Origin of the sequence: Nocardioides lacusdianchii, from assembly GCF_020102855.1 — a bacterium.
GTDB lineage: Bacteria > Actinomycetota > Actinomycetes > Propionibacteriales > Nocardioidaceae > Nocardioides > Nocardioides lacusdianchii.
Genome location: NZ_JADHZD010000012.1, coordinates 29,894 through 51,307 on the forward strand (window position 1 = coordinate 29,894; position 21,414 = coordinate 51,307).

The 21,414-nt window shown below is 72.2% G+C and carries 23 protein-coding genes and 2 pseudogenes; 20 read left to right on the forward strand and 5 right to left on the reverse strand.

Annotation, left to right across the window (positions count from 1 at the left end; genetic code table 11):
- Window position 1: 1 nt before the first annotated feature.
- Window positions 2–693, reverse strand: a pseudogene (locus IRX98_RS16265) (response regulator transcription factor).
- Window positions 694–794: 101 nt separating this feature from the next.
- Here IRX98_RS16265 and IRX98_RS16270 point away from each other — a divergent pair.
- From IRX98_RS16270 to IRX98_RS16325, 12 genes are all read left to right on the forward strand, one after another.
- Window positions 795–1,226 carry a hypothetical protein gene (locus IRX98_RS16270; protein ID WP_224278544.1) on the forward strand — a complete coding sequence of 144 codons (432 nt, stop codon included), beginning with the start codon at window positions 795–797 and terminating at the stop codon, window positions 1,224–1,226.
- Between the two features lie 79 nt (window positions 1,227–1,305).
- On the forward strand, window positions 1,306–1,917 hold the full coding sequence (locus IRX98_RS16275) for a hypothetical protein (protein ID WP_224278546.1): 612 nt from the start codon (window positions 1,306–1,308) through the stop codon (window positions 1,915–1,917).
- 47 nt (window positions 1,918–1,964) lie between these two features.
- Window positions 1,965–2,297: an SAV_915 family protein gene (locus IRX98_RS16280; RefSeq protein WP_224278548.1), complete on the forward strand. Its 333-nt coding sequence runs from the start codon at window positions 1,965–1,967 to the stop codon at window positions 2,295–2,297.
- The gene (locus IRX98_RS16285) at window positions 2,294–2,623 is read left to right on the forward strand and encodes a hypothetical protein (RefSeq protein ID WP_224278550.1); all 330 of its coding nucleotides are present in this window, start codon (window positions 2,294–2,296) and stop codon (window positions 2,621–2,623) included. Before IRX98_RS16280 ends, IRX98_RS16285 begins: the two co-directional genes overlap by 4 nt.
- Window positions 2,616–3,842 carry a hypothetical protein gene (locus IRX98_RS16290; RefSeq protein ID WP_224278552.1) on the forward strand — a complete coding sequence of 409 codons (1,227 nt, stop codon included), beginning with the start codon at window positions 2,616–2,618 and terminating at the stop codon, window positions 3,840–3,842. The genes IRX98_RS16285 and IRX98_RS16290 overlap by 8 nt, the downstream gene beginning before the upstream one ends.
- A 4-nt stretch (window positions 3,843–3,846) precedes the next feature.
- Window positions 3,847–4,605, forward strand: coding sequence for a hypothetical protein (locus tag IRX98_RS16295; protein ID WP_224278554.1), 759 nt, complete (start codon window positions 3,847–3,849; stop codon window positions 4,603–4,605).
- A gap of 54 nt (window positions 4,606–4,659) precedes the next feature.
- Window positions 4,660–6,003 carry a type I glutamate--ammonia ligase gene (gene glnA, locus IRX98_RS16300; RefSeq protein WP_224278556.1) on the forward strand — a complete coding sequence of 448 codons (1,344 nt, stop codon included), beginning with the start codon at window positions 4,660–4,662 and terminating at the stop codon, window positions 6,001–6,003.
- Window positions 6,000–6,722 (forward strand): type 1 glutamine amidotransferase, encoded by a 723-nt coding sequence (locus IRX98_RS16305; protein ID WP_224278558.1) that lies wholly within the window; start codon window positions 6,000–6,002, stop codon window positions 6,720–6,722. The genes glnA and IRX98_RS16305 overlap by 4 nt, the downstream gene beginning before the upstream one ends.
- Window positions 6,719–9,712: a bifunctional [glutamine synthetase] adenylyltransferase/[glutamine synthetase]-adenylyl-L-tyrosine phosphorylase gene (locus IRX98_RS16310; protein WP_224278560.1), complete on the forward strand. Its 2,994-nt coding sequence runs from the start codon at window positions 6,719–6,721 to the stop codon at window positions 9,710–9,712. Before IRX98_RS16305 ends, IRX98_RS16310 begins: the two co-directional genes overlap by 4 nt.
- 81 nt (window positions 9,713–9,793) lie before the next feature.
- Window positions 9,794–10,435 carry a SatD family protein gene (locus tag IRX98_RS16315; protein WP_224278562.1) on the forward strand — a complete coding sequence of 214 codons (642 nt, stop codon included), beginning with the start codon at window positions 9,794–9,796 and terminating at the stop codon, window positions 10,433–10,435.
- Window positions 10,432–11,166, forward strand: a complete 735-nt coding sequence (locus IRX98_RS16320; RefSeq protein WP_224278564.1) for a hypothetical protein — start codon at window positions 10,432–10,434, stop codon at window positions 11,164–11,166. The genes IRX98_RS16315 and IRX98_RS16320 overlap by 4 nt, the downstream gene beginning before the upstream one ends.
- 91 nt (window positions 11,167–11,257) lie before the next feature.
- Window positions 11,258–11,656 carry a hypothetical protein gene (locus IRX98_RS16325; protein ID WP_224278566.1) on the forward strand — a complete coding sequence of 133 codons (399 nt, stop codon included), beginning with the start codon at window positions 11,258–11,260 and terminating at the stop codon, window positions 11,654–11,656.
- 66 nt (window positions 11,657–11,722) lie between these two features.
- Here the strand turns inward: IRX98_RS16325 and IRX98_RS16330 are convergent, their stop codons facing one another.
- Window positions 11,723–12,250 (reverse strand): bifunctional adenosylcobinamide kinase/adenosylcobinamide-phosphate guanylyltransferase, encoded by a 528-nt coding sequence (locus IRX98_RS16330; RefSeq protein WP_224278568.1) that lies wholly within the window; start codon window positions 12,248–12,250, stop codon window positions 11,723–11,725.
- 90 nt (window positions 12,251–12,340) lie between these two features.
- On the opposite strand from IRX98_RS16330, the gene IRX98_RS16335 reads away from it, so the two are divergent.
- The 3 genes from IRX98_RS16335 (at window position 12,341) to IRX98_RS16345 (ending at window position 15,223) form a co-directional block, all read left to right on the forward strand.
- Window positions 12,341–13,336, forward strand: a complete 996-nt coding sequence (locus IRX98_RS16335; protein ID WP_224278570.1) for an RNA polymerase subunit sigma-70 — start codon at window positions 12,341–12,343, stop codon at window positions 13,334–13,336.
- The gene (locus tag IRX98_RS16340; protein WP_224278572.1) at window positions 13,333–13,737 is read left to right on the forward strand and encodes a DUF6069 family protein; all 405 of its coding nucleotides are present in this window, start codon (window positions 13,333–13,335) and stop codon (window positions 13,735–13,737) included. The genes IRX98_RS16335 and IRX98_RS16340 overlap by 4 nt, the downstream gene beginning before the upstream one ends.
- A gap of 199 nt (window positions 13,738–13,936) precedes the next feature.
- The gene (locus IRX98_RS16345) at window positions 13,937–15,223 is read left to right on the forward strand and encodes an HNH endonuclease signature motif containing protein (protein WP_224278574.1); all 1,287 of its coding nucleotides are present in this window, start codon (window positions 13,937–13,939) and stop codon (window positions 15,221–15,223) included.
- Window positions 15,224–15,782: 559 nt separating this feature from the next.
- Here IRX98_RS16345 and IRX98_RS16350 read toward each other — a convergent pair.
- Window positions 15,783–16,100 (reverse strand): DNA gyrase subunit A, encoded by a 318-nt coding sequence (locus tag IRX98_RS16350; RefSeq protein WP_224278576.1) that lies wholly within the window; start codon window positions 16,098–16,100, stop codon window positions 15,783–15,785.
- 215 nt (window positions 16,101–16,315) lie between these two features.
- Between IRX98_RS16350 and istA the strand changes: the two are divergent.
- From istA to IRX98_RS16370, 4 genes and pseudogenes are all read left to right on the forward strand, one after another.
- A pseudogene (gene istA / locus IRX98_RS16355) lies at window positions 16,316–17,603 on the forward strand (IS21 family transposase).
- Window positions 17,603–18,415, forward strand: coding sequence for an IS21-like element helper ATPase IstB (gene istB / locus IRX98_RS16360; protein WP_224278578.1), 813 nt, complete (start codon window positions 17,603–17,605; stop codon window positions 18,413–18,415). Before istA ends, istB begins: the two are co-directional and overlap by 1 nt.
- Window positions 18,416–18,522: 107 nt before the next feature.
- Window positions 18,523–18,810, forward strand: a complete 288-nt coding sequence (locus IRX98_RS16365) for a hypothetical protein (protein ID WP_224278580.1) — start codon at window positions 18,523–18,525, stop codon at window positions 18,808–18,810.
- An 18-nt stretch (window positions 18,811–18,828) separates the two neighbouring features.
- A complete protein-coding gene (locus IRX98_RS16370) occupies window positions 18,829–19,017 on the forward strand; it encodes a hypothetical protein (protein ID WP_224278582.1) in 189 nt (62 codons plus the stop codon).
- A gap of 29 nt (window positions 19,018–19,046) precedes the next feature.
- On the opposite strand, the gene IRX98_RS16375 is transcribed toward IRX98_RS16370, so the two are convergent.
- A complete protein-coding gene (locus IRX98_RS16375; RefSeq protein ID WP_224278584.1) occupies window positions 19,047–19,814 on the reverse strand; it encodes an adenosylcobinamide-GDP ribazoletransferase in 768 nt (255 codons plus the stop codon).
- Window positions 19,811–20,848, reverse strand: coding sequence for a nicotinate-nucleotide--dimethylbenzimidazole phosphoribosyltransferase (cobT, locus tag IRX98_RS16380; protein WP_224278586.1), 1,038 nt, complete (start codon window positions 20,846–20,848; stop codon window positions 19,811–19,813). The genes IRX98_RS16375 and cobT overlap by 4 nt, the downstream gene beginning before the upstream one ends.
- A gap of 32 nt (window positions 20,849–20,880) precedes the next feature.
- Here cobT and IRX98_RS16385 point away from each other — a divergent pair, with 32 nt between their 5' ends.
- Window positions 20,881–21,405 (forward strand): 2'-5' RNA ligase family protein, encoded by a 525-nt coding sequence (locus tag IRX98_RS16385; RefSeq protein ID WP_224278588.1) that lies wholly within the window; start codon window positions 20,881–20,883, stop codon window positions 21,403–21,405.
- The last annotated feature ends 9 nt before the right edge of the window (window positions 21,406–21,414 follow it).

Genomic DNA, 21,414 nt, shown 5'->3' on the forward strand with positions numbered 1-21,414 from the left:
CTCAGCCGCCTTCGTCGGGGGCGGTGAGGCGTACGCCGACCCCGCGCACCGTGGTCAGGTAGCGCGGCTCGGCTGCCGTCTCGCCGAGCTTGCGGCGCAGCCACGACAGGTGCACGTCGACGGTCTTGTCCGACCCGCCCACGGCTGGCGCCACACCTCGACCAAGAGGTCGCGCTTGGTGACCACCTCGCCGGGGCGCTCGGCGAGGTGCGCGAGCAGGTCGAACTCCCGCGGGGTCAGCTCGACCTCGGTGCCGTCGAGGTGGACGCGGCGTCCGGCCAGGTCGAGCGCCAGGCCGCCGACGGTGAGGGTGGTGGGCCGCTGCCGGCCCGACTGCACGCGGCGCAGGACGGCACGCACGCGTGCATCGAGCTGCGCGCTCGTGAAGGGCTTCACGACGTAGTCGTCGGCACCGGAGTCCAGCGCGCCGACCAGCGACGGGTCGTCGGCACGCGCACTGGCGATGATCACCGGCACCGCGCTCACCGCGCGCAGCATCGACAGGACCTGGGTGCCGTCGACGTCCGGCAGGCCGAGGTCGAGCACGACGAGGTCGGGGGAGGAGTCGACCGCGAGCTGGAGGCCGGCCATGCCGGTGGGGGCCGACGTCACGGTGTGGCCGCACTCGCGCAGGCCTCGCACCAGCAACGGCCGGATCCGGTCGTCGTCCTCGATGATCAGCACCTCGGCCACGCGGTGACCGTACCGTCCGCCCCCGCGCCTGCCGTCGTCCTTATCCGCGCCTTAACCCTCACCTCACCTCGCGCTGTCGTGGGGCAGGGCACGATGGGGACGTGAGACGTCGCTTCCTGCTCGTGGGCCTGTGGGCCGCCACGACGGCCGTGGCCGTGGTGGTCGGCGTGGTGGCCGTGTCCACGGTGGGCGCCACCATCCGCGACCGCGGTCCCGTCGGCGACGAGGTGGTCCAGGACCTGTCCGCGCCCACTGCCGTCCCGTCCCCGCAGGGTCCGGCAGTCGGCGACGAGGTCTCGGGCGCGTGGGGCACCTTCGTCGTCGAGTGCCGCGACACCTATGCCTACGGCGTGGCCGCCCGTCCCGACCGCGCGGCAGGGTGGCGCGTGGTGAGCTGGGAGAAGGGACCCGACGACGACGTCGACGCGGTCTTCAGCGACGGTCGCAACTCCGTCGACCTCGAGGTCTTCTGCAACCGCGGACGTCCCGCCCTCGCCGAGATCGAGCGCAACACCCTCGGTGAGGACGACTGAGCCGTCGCCTGACCGAGTGCAACCTTCTCGGCGGGAGGTGCGTCCAGTCAGCGACAGACCACCTCACGGGGAGACCGAGATGACCCACCGCACCACCGTCCTGGCCCGCACCACCGCGCTCGCGAGCTCCGCCCTGCTGGCCGGCTCGCTGGCATCTGCGCCCGCCGTGGCCCGGCCCGACGACCGCAGCGCCGCCGCGCGCACCACGCTGACCTTCACCGTCGACGACTGCGAGGGCTGCGAGGTGCAGCTGGTCAATGCGCGCAGCACCCTCGACGCCGACGTCGTCCACGTGTGGGCGTCGCAGACCAAGCGGGTGACCGACGGGGCAGTCACCTTCCGGATCCCGACGCGCCGCACCTGGGGCATGTCGGCCACCGTCCGCGCGCCCTGGGAGGGCCACACCGGCTACGTCACCACCGTCGCGTGGCGCTACGACGGCGAGCGCGTGGGCGACACGGTCACCCTCGACGAGGCCGTCACGAAGCGGAGGGCGTCGGCCTGCTGGGAGGGCGTGCGCAGCCGCGAGGTCACGGTGCCCCTCGTCGTGGAGGAGGTGCGCGTGCGCGGGGTGCGGAAGGAGGTCGACGGCAGCATCGCGTTCGTGCCGACGACGCAGGGCTGGCTCCCGCCGATGCGACGGGCCCCGGAGGGCGTTCTGGGCTCGCAGGACGTCAACATCTGCCGCTGACCGACCCGCACGTTTCCGGGAGGCGGCCGCGGGGGAGGATCCTCCGCATGAGCGACGACGTCACGGCCACCGGCCCCACGGAGCCGCGCAGGCTTCCTCGGGACTACCCGCCCTTCCTCTACATCCCGTGCGTCGCCCACGTGACGGACGGGAGGTACGCCGAGGCGGTCTACCGCCAGACCAAGGACGGCCGCAGCGCCCTGCTCGTGTACTCCTCGCTCGACCGCCTGCAGGCGTGCCAGGGCGAGGACCAGCCGTGGTTCGGGCTGCCCCTGCAGGACCTCCAGATGCTGTACGACGTGCGGCCCTTCGACATCGTCTACACCGATGTCTACGTGCCCGAGGAGCGTCGCGCACCGGAGCCCGGGGTGCGCGCATGAGCGCGGCTGACGGAAGCGGGGGCGGGGGCGGTGCCTCCAGCCTCGTCGTCGACCACGCCACCCTCACCCAGGTCGCCGAGCAGCTCGGGCTGGCCGGGTCGGCCTTCGACTCCGTGGGCACCTCGCGTCCCGGCGCCGGCGGGACCGGCCAGGCCGAGCCGCTGCTGCTGATGATCCTGGCCGCGGCCAGCGACGCGGCCGCGCGGCTCGCCTTCGAGTCGACCACCATCGCGGCGGCGGTGGAGGACTGCAACAGCACCGTCGCCACCGTCGATGCCCACGAGGCGGCGTCGTTCCTCGTCAACGGGTTGGACACCGATGGCTGACCTCGACACCGAGATCGAGGGCGAGGTCGCCAACGTCCGTGCCGTGGGGCGCTGGCTGCGCCAGGACCTGCGCACCGGGTTCGACGAGCTCGCCACCACAGTCGCCCAGCAGCGCACCGCTGCCGCCGGCGACTGGCAGGGCGAGGCGGGCACCGCCTTCGCCGGGCGCGCCCGCGAGCTCGCGCAGTCCGGTGACGAGGGCGCGGCGCTCACCGGCCGCGTCGCCACGCTGGTCGACGACCTCGCCGAGGACATGCGCACCGCCAAGGACGCGATGGCCGACGTCCGCACCGCCGCGAGGGAGGGCGGCCTCGAGGTCGACGGCTTCATGGTGCGCAACCCCGGGGACGGGCCGCCCTCAGCCGGCCAGTCACCCGCACCCGACGCCACCCCGGCGGAGTGGGACGCGTGGGAGGCCCGCGACGCCGCCGTGCGACGCCACAACAGCAAGGTCGAGGTCTGGAACCAGTGCGTCGAGGACGCCACCGCGGCCTGGGACGCGTGGCAGCGCGCACTGGAGGCGGCTGCCTCGACCTGGCAGCGCCACGACTCGGCGTACGTCGGCCTGTCGGGCCAGCTGATCTCGGCGGGGATCCAGCTCGAGCTCATCCGCCGTGCGACACCCCACCTGACGGGCGAGGTCGACCGGATGCTGACCCGCGCGGCCGAGCTGCGAGCGCACGCCGACGCGCTGCGGACCCCCGACGGAGGGGTCACCGACCCCGGTCGCTTCTACGAGCTCATGGAGGAGGCCGACCGACTCGACGACGCGCACCCGTCCGCCCGGCGGGCCCTGTCCAACTGGCAGCTGCCCAAGGGGTTGACCCGAGGGCTGTGGGTCATCGACATCGCCACCGCGGGCTACGGCATCGCCTCCGACTGGGAGGAGGAGGGGGCGACGCAGGCCATCACCTCCAACGCGGTCCCCGCGGCGGCGTCCATCCTCGCCGGCACCGCGTCCGGCGCCTACCTCGGTGGCGTGGTGGGCAGCTTCGTCCCGATCCCCGGTGTCGGCACGGCAGCGGGTGTCGTGGTCGGCGCGGCCGTCGGTACGGTGGTGGGTGCCTTCACGTCCGGGGCGATCGACAGCCTCTTCAGCTCCGGCGCCGACACGCTCGGTGACTGGGGTGGCGCCGTCGTCGACGGGGTCGAGGAGGTCGGCGAGACCTTCAGTGCCATCGGCGAGGGAGTGGGAGACGTCTTTGACTCGATCTTCTGAGCGGATGGCGGGTCGCAACGCCATCACCTCCGGTCCCGTCGGGATCCTCACCGCCCTCCTCACCGGGATCATCGGCGCGGGCGCGCTCTACCTGGCCGCCACGAGCGACGAGCGCCGGCTGCTCAACCTCGTGCTCGGTGCGTTCATGCTGTCCGTCGCCGCGATGGTCGTCCTCGGGCAGCGACGCAGCGTCGCGACCTGGCGTCGTACGGAGCTGCGCGGCCGTCCGGCCTGGGCGTTGGCTCTCGGCGAGCGCGGGCAGGTGCCCGCCGTCGCCCTCGTGCTGACGACGCTCGGCATCGGGCTCGCCCTGGCGGCCGTGCTGGACGACCGCACGGGCGTGCGCGTCGCGGCCGGCATCCCGGCCCTGCTCCTGCTCGTGCTGGCGGCCGAGATGTGGCGCGCGTGGTCGCGTCGCCCCGAGCTGCGGATCTCGGCCGAGCTCGTCGAGCTGCGCGGCCCGGGCATCGACAGCGAGCTCGCGTGGGACGACGTCGGCGCCGTGGTGCCGGAGAACCTCGGCACGCGGTGGGCCGCGCTCGTGCTGACCGCGACGGCCGGCGCGCCGTCGTACCACTGGCGCTTGAGCCGGTTCCTGCTGCCGACCGACCGGGAGCCCGACCCGCCGGGCATCCACCTGCGCTTCGGGTTGGTCCCCGACGAGGCTCAGCTGCGTCGCGTGCTGCGCGGGCTGCACGTGGCCGATCGGGCGCGTCGCGAGGCGCTGATCGGCGGCGGACTGCCGTCGGAGACAGGTTTCTGACTCGGCTGCTGACACCGGCGGACCCGCGCCCCACGGTGCCCCTAGGCTGGCGCCATGGGCAAGCAAGAGGACTTCGTACTCCGGGCGCTCGAGGAGCGCGACGTCCGCTTCGTGCGGCTGTGGTTCACCGACGTGCTCGGCTACCTCAAGAGCGTGAGCGTGGCGCCGGCCGAGCTCGAGAACGCCTTCGAGGAGGGCATCGGCTTCGACGGCTCCGCCATCGAGGGCTTCGCCCGCGTCTACGAGGCCGACATGCTCGCCCACCCCGATGCCTCGACCTTCCAGATCCTGCCGTGGCGCGGCGGGATGGAGGGACCGCAGACCGCCCGCATGTTCTGCGACATCCGGATGCCGGACGGCAGCCCGTCGTACGCCGACCCGCGTCACGTCCTGAAGCGGACGCTGAGCGCCGCGGCCGACAAGGGCTTCACCTTCTACACCCACCCCGAGATCGAGTTCTACCTCTTCAAGGACATGCCCGGGAAGGGTGACGAGCCCGAGCCGGTGGACCGCAGCGGTTTCTTCGACCACACCGCCCAGTCCCGCGGCGCGGACTTCCGCCGCGAGGCGATCACCATGCTCGAGGCGATGGGCATCTCGGTGGAGTTCAGCCACCACGAGGGAGGCCCGGGCCAGCAGGAGATCGACCTGCGCTACGCCGACGCGCTCACCACCGCCGACAACATCATGACCTTCCGCACCGTGGTCCGCGAGGTCGCGCTGGGCCAGGACATCTGGGCCTCCTTCATGCCCAAGCCGTTCACGACGCACCCCGGGTCGGGCATGCACACCCACGTGTCGCTCTTCGAGGGCGATCGCAACGCCTTCTTCGAGGCCGGCGCGGAGTACCAGCTGTCGCGGACCGGGCGGCAGTTCATCGCCGGCATCCTGCGCCACGCCAGCGAGATCAGCGTGGTGACCAACCAGTGGGTCAACTCCTACAAGCGTCTGCTCGGCGGGGGCGAGGCCCCGTCGTCGATCTGCTGGGGGCACAACAACCGCTCCGCGATGATCCGCGTGCCGATGTACAAGCCCAACAAGGGCCAGTCCACCCGCATCGAGCTGCGCACCGTCGACCCCGCCTGCAACCCCTACCTCGCCTTCGCGGTCGTCCTGGCCGCCGGCATGAAGGGCATCGAGGAGGGCTACGAGCTGCCGCGCGAGGCCGAGGACGACGTCTGGTCGCTGACCGAGCGCGAGCGCAAGGCCCTCGGGATCGCTCCGCTGCCCAAGAGCCTGTCGGAGGCGATCGACGTGGCCGAGACCTCCGAGCTCCTCGCCGAGACCCTCGGCGAGCACGTCTTCGACTTCTTCCTGCGCAACAAGCGCGCCGAGTGGGAGGAGTACCGCACCCAGGTCTCCTCCTTCGAGCGCGACCGGATGCTGCCGGTCCTGTGAGCGACAGCCGGGTCCTGGTCGTCGAGCACCAGGAGTCCTGCCCGCCCCACCTCGTGGGGACGTGGCTGGCCGAGGCCGGCTGCACGCTCGAGGTCTGCCGCCCCTACGACGGCGACGCGCTGCCCGCGCTGACGGCGTACGACGCCGTGGTGGTGCTGGGCGGGGAGATGAGCGCCAACGACGACGACACCGTCGCGTGGCTGGCCCCGCTCAAGGCGGGCATCCGCGACGTGGTCGCGGCCGGTACCCCGCTGCTGGGCATCTGCCTGGGCCACCAGGTGATCGCCACGGCGCTCGGCGGGACGGTCGAGCGCAACCCGCGGGGCCAGATCGTCGGCCTCCAGCCGGTCGGCTGGTCCGAGGACGCGGCCGCCGACGACTGGGTCGGTGCGCGCACCGGCGCCGAGGTGGCGATCCACTGGAACAACGACGTCGTCGTCGCCCTGCCCGACGGTGCGGTGGTGCTGGCGCGCACCCCCGGCGGCGAGGTGCAGGTGGCCCGCTTCGGCTCGCGGGCGTGGGGGATCCAGGCCCACCCCGAGGCCGACACCGGGATCGTGACGCGCTGGGCGGAGTCCGACCGGGCCGACCACGTGGCCCTCGGCCTCGACCAGGACGCCGTTCTCGCCTCGATCGAGGAGGCCCGCCCGGCCCTCGAGGCGCACTGGCGGCCCCTCGTCGCGCGCTTCGCCGCGATGGCGGCCGAGGTGCGCCGATGACCTCCTCGGGCTACTTCGTGCGGCTCGGCTTCGTGGACGGGGCCGCCGCCGCACGAGGCATCGAGCGCCTCGGTGACGCCGGCCGTCCGCTCACCGACAAGCTCGCCGCCACCGCTGACCCCGACGCCGCGCTCGAAGGTCTGCTGCGGCTCACCGAGGCCCTCGACGAGGAGTCGGAGGGCTCGGGCGCCGAGATGCTCGCCGAGGTCGCCGACGACGAGGGCACCGCCATGCGGCTGTGCAGCGTGCTGGGCGCGAGCACCGCGCTGACCCACCACCTGGTGCGCCACCCCGACCAGTGGCGCGAGCTCACCGACCCCACGCTCGGCAGCACCCGCCCGGCGGCGTACGCCGTCCGCGAGGCGATGCTGGCCGCGGTCGGGGCCGACCCCGCGGCCGTGGTGCCCGTCGCGGGCCGTCCCGACGCGGAGGCGGTGGACGCGCTGCGCGTGGAGTACCGCCGCATCCTGCTGCGACTGGCCTCCCGCGACCTGGCCCACCACGTCGGCATCGACGACGCCGCGGCCGAGATCTCCGACCTCGCCGCGGCGACCCTGGACGCGGCGCTGGCGATCGCGCGGGCGCGGGTCGGGGAGACCGCTGCGTCCGCCCGACTGGCGGTGATCGCCATGGGCAAGTGCGGCGGGCACGAGCTCAACTACATCTCCGACGTCGACGTGGTCTTCGTCTACGAGCCCGCCCGGACGGAGTCGGGGGAGACGGCCGACGACGGCGTCGCGCTGCGGGCAGCGACCCAGCTCGCCTCGCACCTCATGCGCATCTGCTCCGACCACACCCGCGAGGGCACGATCTGGCCGGTCGACGCCAACCTCCGTCCCGAGGGCAGCCAGGGACCGCTGGTCCGCACGCTCGCCAGCCACCGGGGCTACTACGAGAAGTGGGCCAAGACCTGGGAGTTCCAGGCGCTGCTCAAGGCACGTCCGGTCGCGGGCGACGCCGAGCTGGGACGGGCCTACGAGGAGGTGATCGAGCCGCTCGTGTGGAGCGCGGCCGAGCGCGACGGCTTCGTCTCCGACGTGCAGGCCATGCGCCGCCGCGTCATCGACCACATCCCTGCCCACGAGGCCGAGCGCCAGCTCAAGCTGGGCTCGGGAGGCCTGCGCGACGTGGAGTTCGCGGTCCAGCTGCTCCAGCTCGTGCACGGGCGCGCCGACCCGTCGCTGCGCGAGGGAGCCACCCTCAGCGCGCTCGCGCGCCTCACCGACGGCGGCTACGTCGGTCGCGAGGACGGCGAGAAGCTCCACGAGGCCTACGCCTTCCTCCGCACCCTCGAGCACCGCATCCAGCTGCACCAGCTGCGGCGCACCCACGTGCTGCCCGACGACGACGCGTCGCTGCGCCGCCTGGGCCGCTCGCTCGGCCACTTCTCCGAGCCGGCCGCGCAGCTGGACAAGCAGTGGCGCTACCACCGCCGCGAGGTGCGTCGGCTGCACGAGAAGCTCTTCTACCGCCCGCTCCTCGGCGCGGTCGCCAAGCTGCCCGGGACCGAGGCCAGGCTGTCGCTGCAGGCGGCCGAGGCCCGGCTCGCCGCGCTCGGCTACGCCGACCCCAAGGCCGCGCTGCGCCACCTCGAGGCGCTCACGAGCGGCGTCTCGCGCACCTCCGACATCCAGCGCACGCTGCTGCCGGTCCTGCTGGAGTGGTTCGCCGACTCGCCCGACCCCGATGCCGGGCTCTTCGGCTTCCGCCGCCTCAGCGAGAGCCTGGGGCGTACGCCGTGGTACCTCACGATGCTGCGCGACGAGGGCGAGGTCGCCCAGCGGCTGGCCTTCCTCCTCGGCACGTCCCGCTACGCCACCGACCTCCTCGAGCGGGAGCCGCGCGGGGTGAAGATGCTGGGGGAGTCGCTCGTCCCGCTGAGCGCCGAGGCGGCGCTCGTGGAGATGCAGGCGGTGCTCGAGCGCGCCGACTCCCCGGAGGCCGCGGTCGGTGCCGTGCGTGCCGTACGCCGCCGCGAGCTGCTGCGGATCGCGTGCGGGGACCTGGTGGCCGGGACCGACGTGGCGCTGGTCGGGCAGGGCCTGAGCCGGCTCACCGACGCCACCCTCCAGGCCACCCTCGACATCGCGACGGAGTCGGTGCGCCGACAGCGGAACCTCGACGCGGCCCCGACACGGATCGCCGTCGTCGCGATGGGGCGCTACGGCGGGTTCGAGCTGTCCTACGGCAGCGACGCCGACGTGATGTTCGTCCACGACCCGGTCGAGGGCGTGGAGGCGCAGGCGGCGGCGTCGTTCGCGCAGGCGGTCGTCTCGGAGCTGCGGCGCCTGCTGTCGCTGCCGGCCAGCGACCCCCCGCTCGAGGTCGACCCCGATCTGCGCCCGGAGGGCAAGAACGGTCCGATGGTGCGCACGGTGGAGTCCTACGCCGCCTACTACGCCAAGTGGTCACACGTGTGGGAGTTCCAGGCGCTGCTGCGCGCCGACGCCGTGGTCGGCGACGAGGACCTGCGCCGGCGGTTCACCGAGCTCATCGACCCGATCCGCTTCCCGACCGAGGGCCTCTCGGAGTCCGACGTCATCGAGGTCCGCCGGATCAAGGCGCGCGTCGACGAAGAGCGGCTGCCGCGCGGAGCGGACCGCCACACCCACCTCAAGCTCGGTCGCGGCGGGCTCGCCGACGTCGAGTGGACCGTCCAGCTGCTCCAGATGCGCCACGCGGGCCGGGTCGAGGGCCTGCGCACCCCGCAGACGCTGTCCGCCCTCGAGGCCGCGACGGAGGCCGAGCTCATCGCCGCCGCCGATGCGGAGACGCTGGCCGAGGCGTGGCGACTGGTGAGCCGGGTGCGCAACGCCGTGACGCTGGTGCGGGGCCGACCGTCGGACCAGCTGCCGCGCGACGCCCGCGAGCGGGCCGCGGTGGCACGGGTGCTCGGCTACCCCGCGGACTCGTCCGACCAGATGGTCAACGACTACCTCCGCACGACCCGTCGGGCCCATGCCGTGGTCGAGCGCGTCTTCTGGGAGTGAAGCCTTGAGCTTCATTCGCCGGTGGATGAAGCAATGACCTTCATAATGGACAAATGAAGCGATGGCCTTCACCATGGAGCCATGACTCCTGTCGCCACCGTCATCGGGGACCTGGTGGGCTCCCGGTCCTCGCAGGACCGGGCCGACCTCCACCAGCGACTGGGGCGTGCGCTCGCTGAGGTCAACGACGAGCTCACGCCCCTGCGCGGCCTCTGGGTCACGGCCGGCGACGAGTACCAGGGCACCTTCGCCACGGTCGCAGAGGCGGTCCGCGCCACCCTGCTGGTGCGGGTCCGGCTCTGGCCCGCCCACGACGTACGACACGGCATCGGCTGGGGCGCGACGAGCGTCCTCGACGACGCGGGCATCGAGGACGGGCCGGGCTGGTGGGCCGCACGAGCGGCGATCGACGCCGCCGAGCGTGCCGCCGAGACGCCTGCCCAGCGGTGGCTGCGCACGGCGTACGTCGTCGCGGACGGCGCCGAGGGAGGTCCCGACCCGGCATTCGTGAACGCCGGCCTGGTGCTGCGCGACGAGCGGGTGAGCGGCCTGTCGGAGCGCTCGGTGTCGGTGCTGCGTGGTCTGCTGTCCCACGAGACCCAGCGCGACCTCGCGGAAGCCCTGGGGGTCAGCGCGTCCGCTGTGTCGCAGCGGGTGCGTGCCGACGGGCTCGCGGCGATCGTCGCGGCCCACGACATGCTCGCCCCGGGAGGAGACCGATGAGCTGGCTCGGGATCCTGCTGGTCGGGTTCGCCGTCACCGACCTCACCCACTCGGTGCGCCGCACCCGCTACCTGCCCGAGTGCGTCGGCGCGCTCACGGTCCTCGTCGTGGGTGCGCTGGCCGGGCTGACCTCGGGGCGCGACGTCGTGGCGCTGCTGGTGGTCGCGGTCGTCGTCCTGCTCTGGGGCCTCACCGTCACCTGGGGGTTCGGCCACCCGGGGCCGAAGCCGGCACGTGTGCCGCTCGCGGTCTTCGTCGTCGCGTTGACCACCGCGATCGCGTGCTCGGGGCTCGCGCCCGAGGCGTCCGGACAGCTCGAGCGCTGGCTCGACTCGGTGCAGCTCCCAGCGCTGGAGGACATGGAGGCCGACCGGTTCCTGCTCCTACTCGGCGCCTTCGCCGTGCAGCTCGCGACGGGCAACGTGCTGGTCCGGCTCGTCCTCAAGTCCACCGGCACCATCAACCCGCGAGCCGACGGCCAGATGCCGCCGACACAGCTCAAGGGCGGGCGCCTGCTCGGCCCGCTCGAGCGCGTCTTCATCCTCGCCCTCGCCCTCGGTGGCCAGGTCACCGCGGCCAGCGTGGTCGTGGCGGCGAAGGGACTGCTGCGCTTCCCCGAGCTGTCCTCGCGCGACGAGCAGCAGACGGTGCACGAGATGACTGAATACTTCCTGCTCGGGTCGTTCGCGTCGTGGCTGGTGGCGCTGGGGGCGTTCGTCCTGCTCGTCTGAGCGACGTCCCGCGTAACACTCTGCGGTCCTGCGGCGCTGTAGTGGTGACGAGGCGTGGTGACGTGCCACGCCGAGACGCAGGAGGAACCACATGTCTGTCTCCATCCGCTTCGCAGGTGCCGCCGCAGCGGCCGTTGTCGCGCTCGGCGGTGGCCTCTCCGTCTCCGCGGCCAGCGCGGACGACACCTCGACGACGGCCTGCGCCCAGCAGCAGGCCAAGGTCGAGAAGGCAGAGGCAGCCCTCGTGCGGGTCACGGCCGTCTTCGAGCGCCAGCAGGCGCGCGTCGCGAAGGCCAAGAAGGTCGTCGCCGCGGCCGAGGCCGGTCGCGAGAAGGCCGAGGCGCGCCGTCTCCTGGCGGACGCCAAGCAGGACCGCAAGGAGACCAAGGTGACCAAGCGCGCCCAGCAGCAGCGCCTGGCCAAGGCGCAGGAGCGCCTGACGGAGTGCGAGACCGCCCCGGAGCCCACCGAGACGGCCACCCCGGCCTGATCAGCTCCGCCTGATCCACGCGGCCCTCGGGCTCCGACCAACAGGTCGGACCGGGGGCCTCTCCCGTCAGAGCCGGAGCACCCTGCCTGCGACCACGAGGTGCACCTCGTCGCAGGCTGCGGCGACGCGCTGGTTGACCGTTCCGAGCAGGTCGCGGAACAGTCGCCCGGAGCGGTGCTCGGGCACCACGCCGAGGCCGACCTCGTTGGTGACCAGCACGACGTCCTGCTCGCACCCGCGCAGCGCCACAGTGACCTCGTCGGTGCGCGCCAGCACGAGGTCGTGCACGCGGTCGGACTCGTCCTCCCACGCGCCGGCGTCGTCGATGACGGCGGTCAGCCAGGTGCCGAGGCAGTCGATCAGCACCGGGTGACCGGCTCCCGCCAGCGCACCGGCGAGGTCCTGGGTCTCGAGGGTGTCCCACGCGCCCGGACGTCGCGCCCGGTGGGCGGAGATGCGGGCGGTCCAGTCGGGGTCGGCCTCCACATCGGGCGTCGGTCCGGCGGCGACGTACGTCGCGGGCTCGTCGCCGATCAGGGCCTCCGCGTGCGTCGACTTGCCGGACCTCACTCCGCCGGTGACCAGGATCCGCATGGCGACGATCCTCCCAGAGCGGTGATGAGTTCCGCGGCCCGCACCCGTCATACGCGTGACAGGACACGGCGAGGCTGGAGGATGGGTGCGATGACTGCGGTGACGCGGCTGGAGGAGCGGGACGTGAGCGGGCTCGACACGATGGACGAGGCGGCGTTCGCAGGGGTGGCCGAGCGCCACCGACGCGAGCTGCACGTGCACTGCTACCGGATGCTCGGATCGTTCGAGGACGCCGAGGACGCGGTGCAGGAGGCATTCCTCCGCGCCTGGCGGCGGCGGGAGACCTTCGAGGGGCGCTCGACCGTCCGCGCCTGGCTCTACCGGATCGCGACCAACACCTGCCTCGACCTGCTCGAGAAACGCCGACCGAGGCCGGCGACCGGGGGAGAGGTGAGGTGGCTCCAGCCCTACCCCGACCACCTGCTCGACGAGCTGCCCGCCGTCGGTGCGGACGAGCCCGAGGCCCTCGCCGTCGCGCGGGAGACCATCGAGCTGGCGTACGTCGTCGCTGTCCAGCACCTTGCGCCACGGCCGCGCGCCGTGCTGATCCTGCGCGACGTGCTCGGCTGGCCGGCGAAGGACGTGGCGGACCTGCTCGGCGACTCCGTCAACTCCGTCAACAGCGCGCTGCAGCGGGCGCGGGCCGGGATGCGGGAGCACCTGCCCGCCGAGCGCCAGGAGTGGACCGGGGCGGAGGACGACGTCGCCAACCGCGAGCTCGTACGCCGCTTCACCGACGCCAGCGTCGCCGCGGACATCGACACGATCGCCACCATGCTCCGCGACGACGTCCGCTTCGCGATGCCGCCGACGCAGGGACTCATCGTGGGGCGCGACGCCGTCATCGCGGACTGGGTGGCCGGTGGCTATCCGGAGATGGCGGGGCTGCGTGCCGTCGCCACGTCGGTCAACCGCCAGCCCGCGGTGGGCTACTACATCTGGCACGAGGCCTCTGGTTCCTACCTCCCGATCACCATCGACGTGCTTCGGGTGAGTGGCGGCCGCGTCACCGAGGTCACGATCTTCGACCGGGACCACTTCGCGCGCCTCGGGCTGCCGGAGCGCCTGCCGGGCGGGTCGGCGTGAGGCGCCGGCTGCTCGGCCTGGTGCGCACCGGTCTGCTCGCGTCGCTGGTGGCGGTGGTCGCAACGACCGCGGTGGCTGCGCTGGCCACTGCCACCGGCGTCGAGCTGGAGGTGCCGGCCGACGGCGAGACGATTCCGCTGTCGGGGATCGCGTTCGTGACCGGCGTCTTCTCGCTCGTGGGGGTGGTCGTCGCCGCAGTGCTCCTCAGGTGGAGCACCCTCCCTCGCCGTCACTTCGTGCGTACGACCGTGGTGCTCACGGCGATCTCGCTGGTCCCGCCCTGGGTGGTCGGGATGGCTGCCTCGACGAGCATCACGCTCGTCGTGCTCCACCTCGTCGCGGCCGCGGTGATGATCCCGAGCCTGGCGCGCTCGCTTGATGCTGTCTCGGATGGATTTTGATCGAACATGTGTTCTATGTGTGGTTCGGATGGGATAGTGTCGGCGTCACGTTCCACAGTCACCGGGTAGTCGTGATGCCGAGCTGGTGGGGCGAGTTGCGAGGGTCAGTAATAGTCCGGTGATCCGGGCCTCCAGGAGCGACGAGAGTTGGTTCTCATGCATATGCGTGAGCCGAGTCGTCGTCGAGAGGAGGCAGTCCGTGAACCACCCGATCCTTGCTGCTGCCTCCGACATCCGGAGCCTGTTGAAGGGTGTCGCGGGGGCGAACCCGACCTTCATGTCCACCTCGGAGAAGGCGGCCGCCCTGAGGGAGCTGGTCGCAGCCGAGGCGCAGGTGGTCGAGCTGCGGTTGCGGGTCCTGGCCGGTGCCGGTGACCTCGCGGACGCCACTGGTGCGAAGGACTCCGCGGGTTGGTTGGTGCACGAGACGCGTACGCGGTTCGCGGACGCGCGGGCTGACCTGGCCCTCGCGGGGGCGTTAGACCGGGAGCGACCGGTGCTGGCGGCAGGGATGCGCGACGGGGCTGTGACGCTGGCTCAGGCGCACGTGATCCGCCGGTCCCTCGACGCGCTTCCTGCAGCAGTGGACATGGACACCGTGACCCGTGCCGAGGCGCACTTGGTCGCCTGCGCGACGGAGTTCGGGCCGAAGGAGCTCGGGCGGGTAGGGCGTCGCGTCCTCGACGTGGTCGCCCCCGAGGTCGCGGAGGCCGCGGAGGCCGCCCGGCTGGCCGACCTCGAAGCTCACGCCGCGGACAAGACGCGGATGACGCTTCGCCGTCAGGGCGACGGCACCACCCGCCTCTCCGCGCTGGTGCCGGACGCCGTCGCGACCCGGCTCGCGACGTACCTCGAAGCGTTCGCGAACCCCCGCGCGCAGCGCGGCAATGACCCCGCGAGCGAGTCCGACGACGCTGGCGTGGCCGATGACCCGTTCACCCGGCTGCCGTACCCGCGGCGCATGGGTGAGGCGTTCGCCCGGTTCCTCGAGACCGCTGACCCGACCCGGCTGCCCGTCCACGGCGGCGACGCGACCACCGTCATCGTGACCATCCCGCTCGACTCGCTGCGGGCCGAGCTCGCGACTGCTGACCTCATCGGTGCTGGCCTCGTGCCGGGCGATGACCTCACCGGCGACCGCACCACCGCCAGCCAGGCACGCCGGCTGGCGTGCACCGCGAAGATCCTGCCCGCCGTCCTCGGCGGCACCGGCCTCCCCGTCGACCTCGGAAGCGCAAAGCGGCTCTTCACCCCCGCGCAGCGCAAGGCGCTCCTGATCCGCGACCGCACCTGTCGCGCCGAAGGCTGTGACGTCCCCGGCACGTGGTGCGACGCCCACCACCTCGACCCCTGGCGCAACAACGGTCCCACCGATCTCGACAACGGGATCCTGCTCTGCAGCCACCATCACCACCGGGTCCACGACACGGGCTACCGCACCGACCGCCTCCCCAGCGGCGACCTCAGGTTCCACAGACGGACGTAGGCCGACCTCCGAAGTTCGCACCCCCATCAGCGGAGTCATCCGTGAGAGCGACCGGCCACGCGGACATCCAACGACGCCCCGATGAGGTTCGCGGTGGGCGGGGAGGCGGGGTCTACTTCCCAGCACTTCTCCCACCCTGCGGTGGAACCCGTCTCTCCCTCTTACCTGCCGGGATGGCCGAGACCCACCATATGCACTCCGGATCTGCCGGCTAGCGTGCAGTGGATCGTGGCGGGCTCAGACCATGGCGGAATCGTTGGCGATCAAGATGCGTCGGGTCGGAGAACGCCGGACAAGACTCCTTCGTCGTCCACGGCCCGAGACGAAATCGTCATCATGAACGGCGATGTCGAGGTCTTCAGCGGCACGACCACGACGCCACCTTCGGTGCTGGTTTCCAGGGCAGGGTCCACACAACCGACTCGTGGGACTGGATCAACGCAGCCGACTCGACCTACTCGTCGCACTCGGAGTCGTGGATAACCGGCTGGTGATCCATCCGCTCTTGCCGCGATCAGCTCCTCCGCTCATGCCGATGTCCCGGCAGCCGGAGCGTCCCTCAGGTGCGTCCACGTTGCCGTTGCAGATCCCTGACCTGTTCACCGAGTTCGTCGAGCCGCTGTTCGATCTTCGTTCGGTCTGCCGCAGTCATGCGCCGGAACTGGAGTTCGATGACGGCCCATGCCTGTACTTCCGAGAAGGCATACCGGTCCATGAGCGCTCGGTTGGCAGCGTCGGGATCTGCAGCAGTGAGCATGACGTCGAGGACGGCGTGAGCGTCGCTCGCCGCGATGGAGACGGCCTCGTAGATGTCCACCTGCCGAAGAACGTCTTGCAAGACTTCTTCAGAGCCTAACTCCGGATCTCGGTTCGTCATGTCGCTCAGCGTGCCACGTCGGAGGAGCCGCAGCCGGGTCCTCTTGACCTCCGGATATGCCGCGATCAGCTCATCCGCTCACGTCGAGGTGCGCGTGTCCCACGTGCGCGGTCGCCGCTGTGTCGACGGCACGTGAAAACTGACCCCCGGACGGCAACTGAAAACTGACCCCCTCCGAGACCCTGTCCTCGAACCTCGAGGCAGGGGGATACGGAGTGTTGTCAGTGGAGGACTGGGCTGAGATCCGCCGGTTGCATCGTGCGGAGGGAGTGCCGATCAAGGTGATCGCCAGGTCGATGGGGATCTCGAAGAACACGGTGCGCAAGGCGTTGCGGGATGAGGGTCCGCCGCGCTACGAGCGGGCGGCGCGAGGGTCGTTGGTCGACGAGGTGGAGCCGCGGATCCGCGAGCTGTTGCAGGTCACGCCGACGATGCCGGCCACGGTTGTCGCGGAGCGGATCGGCTGGGAGCACTCGATCCGGACGCTGCGTTCGCGGGTGAGCGAGCTGCGGCCGGTGTACCTGCCACCGGACCCGGCGTCGCGCACGACCTATGAGGCGGGTGAGCTGGCTCAGTTCGACTTCTGGTTCCCCGACATCGAGCTGCCGGTCGGCTACGGCCAGACCAGGACGGCGAAGCGGCTGCCGGTGATGACGATGTGCTCGGGTTACTCGCGGTGGACGGGCGCGGTGCTGATCCCTCGTCGAGAGTCCGAGGACCTCTTCGCGGGTTGGTGGCATCTGATCCAACAACTCGGCGCGGTGCCGCGCACGCTGGTGTGGGACGGCGAGGGCGCGGTCGGGCGTTGGCGCGCCCGACGACCCGAGCTGACCACCGAGTGCCAGGCATTCCGCGGCGTGCTCGGCGCCAGCGTGTACATCTGCAAGCCGGCTGACCCCGAAGCAAAGGGAATGCTGGAACGGTTCCACGACTACCTCGAGCGGTCCTTCCTGCCCGGGCGGACATTCACCTCACCCGAGGACTTCAACACCCAACTGGGCGAGTGGGTGGCCAGGGCCAACACACGTCGGATGCGGGTGCTGGGCTGTTCGCCGGCGGACCGGATCGCAGCGGACACGGCCCGCGATGATGCCGTTGCCGCCGGTGCCACCGGAGGTTGGCTGGCGCAAGAGCGTGCGGCTGCCGCGCGACCACTACGTCCGCGTCGACTCCAACGACTACTCGGTCCACCCGGCCGTGGTCGGACGGCGGATCGAGATCCACGCCGACCTGGACCGGGTGTGGGTGACCTGTGAGGGCGCGGTCGTGGCCGACCACGCCCGGGTGTGGGCACAGCACCAGACCATCACCGACTTCGAGCACACCGTCGCTGCCAAGCAGCTGCGTCACGGCCGAGCCGACCTGCTGCGTCCGGTCGCCGACGTCGTGACCGGTGAGGAGATCGAGATCCGCTCGCTGACCACCTACGACCAGGTCCTCGGTCTGGTCGACGAGACGGCACACGAGACGGTCGACGCGCTCGTTGATGAGGAGGTGTCGTGATGTCCACCCGCACCACTGCGAAGACAGCCGGGAGCACCGGCCGTGATGTCACCAGCGAGCTGGAGTTCCTGACCCGGGCGTTGAAGGCACCCACGCTGCGTGAGTCGGTCGCTCGGCTGGCCGAGCGGGCGCGGGAGGAGTCCTGGACCCATGAGGAGTTCCTGGCCGCCTGCCTGCAACGCGAGGTGTCCGCGCGGGAGTCCCACGGCGGTGAGGGCCGGATCCGCGCCGCGCGGTTCCCGGCCCGCAAGAGCCTGGAGGACTTCGACTACGACCACGCCCGGGGCCTGAAGCGGGAGACCATCGCGCACCTGGGCACCTTGGACTTCGTCGCCGCCAAGGAGAACGTCGTGCTGCTTGGTCCGCCCGGCACCGGGAAGACCCACCTGGCCACCGGATTGGCGATCCGGGCCTGTCAGGCCGGGCACCGAGTCCAGTTCGCCACCGCGTCCCAGTGGGTCGACCGGCTCGCCGACGCCCACCACGCAGGTCGACTACAAGACGAGCTCCGCCGACTCGTCAGGTATCCCGTGCTGGTCATCGACGAGGTCGGCTACATCCCCTTCGAGCCCGAGGCCGCCAACCTGTTCTTCCAGCTCGTCTCGTCGCGCTACGAACGCGCCAGCCTCATCGTCACGTCCAACAAGAACTTCGCCCGCTGGGGCGAGGTCTTCGGCGACGACACCGTCGCCGCCGCGATGATCGACCGGCTCGTCCACCACGCCGAGGTCATCGCCTTGAAGGGCGACTCCTACCGGCTGAAGAACCGAGAACTCGGCCGCGTCCCCGCGGCCGTCAACGAAGAGAACTAGAACCAGGGGGTCAGTTTTCACTTGCCGCGAGGGGGTCAGTTTTCAGCCGCCGTTGACACGCTGCTTTCCGAATCACGCGTCCCGCCCGGGGGCCTACTCTCACTCCCGTGACGGACGACACGACCACGCCGACGGACTGGGACCAGAGCGAGGGGCCCGCTCTCGACTCGCCCGCTCTCGGTGCGATCGCGCTGGTCGTCGCGATCCTGAGCGCGCTGTGCTCTCTGACGTACCTCTTCAGCGTCTTCACCTACCTCGGGGCGGCTGTGGCTGTTCCTCTGGGCGTGCTCGCGCGCGGCGTCCCCCGGAGCCACGCGCTGGGCAACGCGGCCATCGCAGTAGCGGCAGTGGCGTGCCTCGCCGCGACGGCGGTGCTGATCTCGGTGGGTGGCTGATCCAGTACGGTCGGCGCCATGGCATCTCCGGAAGCGAAGTTCGCACCTGTCGGCGCACTGCGGGGCGGACTGGCCCTGATCGTCCTCGGGGCCCTGCTGGCCTGGGCGCCCGCCGACTCGATCCCGGACTGGGCGTGGCTCACGAGCCTGTCCATCGGTGTGCTGCTGGTGGCCGTCGCTCTGGGCATCCGGACCCTTCGCATGTAGCTCGACCGCGGCGGGACCGGTACGCGCGGTCAGGCCGTCGCAGCAGCCAGCACCAGCACCGCGAACGACACCTCGACCACCGCGCCCAGCACGTCGCCGGTGATCCCGCCCAAGCGGCGTACGCATCGCAGCAGCAGGGCGACGACCGCGCCCGCGAGCACGACGACCCCGACGAGCAACGGCCACGGCGCCCCGAGGCCGACGCCGGCCAGCGCGACGGCAACGGCAGTCACGGCGAGTGAACCGACGGCCGCGACCACGGGCACGGCGCCGATGTGGACCGCGCCGAGTCCGTCTGCGCGGGCCGCCGGGACACCGCGCACGCACGCCAGCGCGAGGCTGGAGCGTGACGCGCAGACGAGGATCGCGACCACCCACCACGCCTGCTCGTGCCGCACGACCGCGCTGAGGCCGGCCGCCTGCAGGCCGGTGACGAGCACGACCGCGACGACGCCCGCCGGCCCGACCGGCCCGGTGCGCATCACCTCCAGCGAACGGGCGGGGGAGTAGGACGCGGTGAGCCCGTCGGCGGTGTCGGCGAGCCCGTCCCAGTGGAGGGCACGGGTGCCGAGCGCGAGCACCAGCAGCACGGCGTACGCCGTGGCGAGTGGCGGCAGGTCGATCACGCCGGCGACCAGCACGACCAGAGCGGCCGCGGCCGCGAGGGGAAGCACGGCCAGCGGCGCGAGCACCATCGCGACACCCGCCACGGACCGGTCGACGCGCGACGGCGGCGGCACGCGTACGGCGGTGAGGGTGCCGGCGGCCAGCAGCGAGGCGTCACGCAGCAGGCTCACGAAGGCAGAATCTCCGAGAGCAGCGCCACGTCGCGCAGCACCGCGATGCCCGAGCGGAGCATCGGGAGGGCGGCCACGGCGCCTGATCCTTCGCCGAGGCGCATGCCGACGTCGAGGAGGGGCTCGAGGCCGAGGGACTTCAGGGCGTGGGCCTGGGCGGGCTCGGTGGACCGGTGCCCGGCGACCCACCAGGCGGCGGCGCCCGGCGCCATCGCCTTGGCGACGACCGCGCACGCGACCGACATGAGGCCGTCGAGCACGACGGGCACGCCCATCGTGGAGGCCTCGACGAGGAAGCCGACCGTCACGGCGAGGTCGGCGCTGCCGAGGGCGGCGAGCAGCTCGACCGGGTCACTGGTGCGTGCCGCGGTCCGGGCCAGGGCTGCTGCGACGACGTCCCGCTTGCGGGTCCAGCCGTCGTCGTCGATGCCGGTGCCGCGGCCGGTGACCTCGTCGGCGGGCAGGCCCAGGACCGCGGCGACGAGGGCGGCCGCGGGTGTGGTGTTGCCGATCCCGAGATCGCCGGTCATCAGCAGCTGCGCACCATCGTCGGCCAGCTCGCGCGCCACCTCGGCGCCGACGGTGAGTGAGCGCTCGGCCTCGGCGCGGGTCAGTGCGTCGGTGAGGTGGATGGGCCCCGAGCCGCGGCGCACCTTGCGGGCGCCGACCTCGGCGGGCAGGTCGGAGAGGTCGGCGTCGACGGCGATGTCGAGGACGGTCACCGCCACCCCGTGCTCGCGGGCCAGCGCCGAGACGCCCGCGCGGCCGGCGACGATCGTGCGCACCATCGCCTCGGTGACCGCGGCGGGGTAGGCCGAGACGCCATGGGCGGCGACGCCGTGGTCGCCGGCCAGCACCACCAGGCGTACGTCGGTGAGCGGGCGCGGCGGCACCTCGCCCTGCACGGCCGCGAGCCAGGCGCCCAGCTCGCCGATGCGGCCGAGCGCTCCCGCAGGAGTGGCGAGACCGGCGAGCCGCTCTCGCGCACGGGCGGCGACGTCGGGGGAGGGCGGGGCGATGCGTGTCTGATCCATGGCGGCGCCAGCCTAGATGCCAGTCTGGGTCCGTGCCCGGCCACTCCGTCCTCCAGCTCCCGGTCGACGCGCTGGAGGAGTGGGTGCGGGCGCGGACTGCCCACTACGACGCGGGATTCGTGTCGACCGATCCGCGCTTCGGGCACGCCCACGTCACCGCGCTCGGCCCCTTCGACCCCGATCCGTCGGAGGCCGCCCTCGCCACGATCGCCGACCTGGCCTCGGCGACCGCGCCGATCGCCGTGGAGCTGGCAGAGCTCGCGCAGTTCCCCAACGGCATCATCCACCTGCTCCCCGAGCCCGACGACCGGCTCCGGGACCTCACTGCCCGGCTCGTCGCGGCCTTCCCCGCGTGGCCGCCGTACGCCGGCGAGTTCGGCGCGGACGTGCAGCCGCACCTCACGGTCGACGCCGCCTCCGACCGGGTCGACCTCGCGTCCACGGAGGCGCTGCTTGCCGACGTCGTGCCGGTGCGGGTCGTGCTCGACCGGCTCCAGCTCGCGTGGTGGGAGACCGACGAGTGCCGCGTTCTCCATGAGTGGCACCTCGGCAGGTGACAGTCTGGG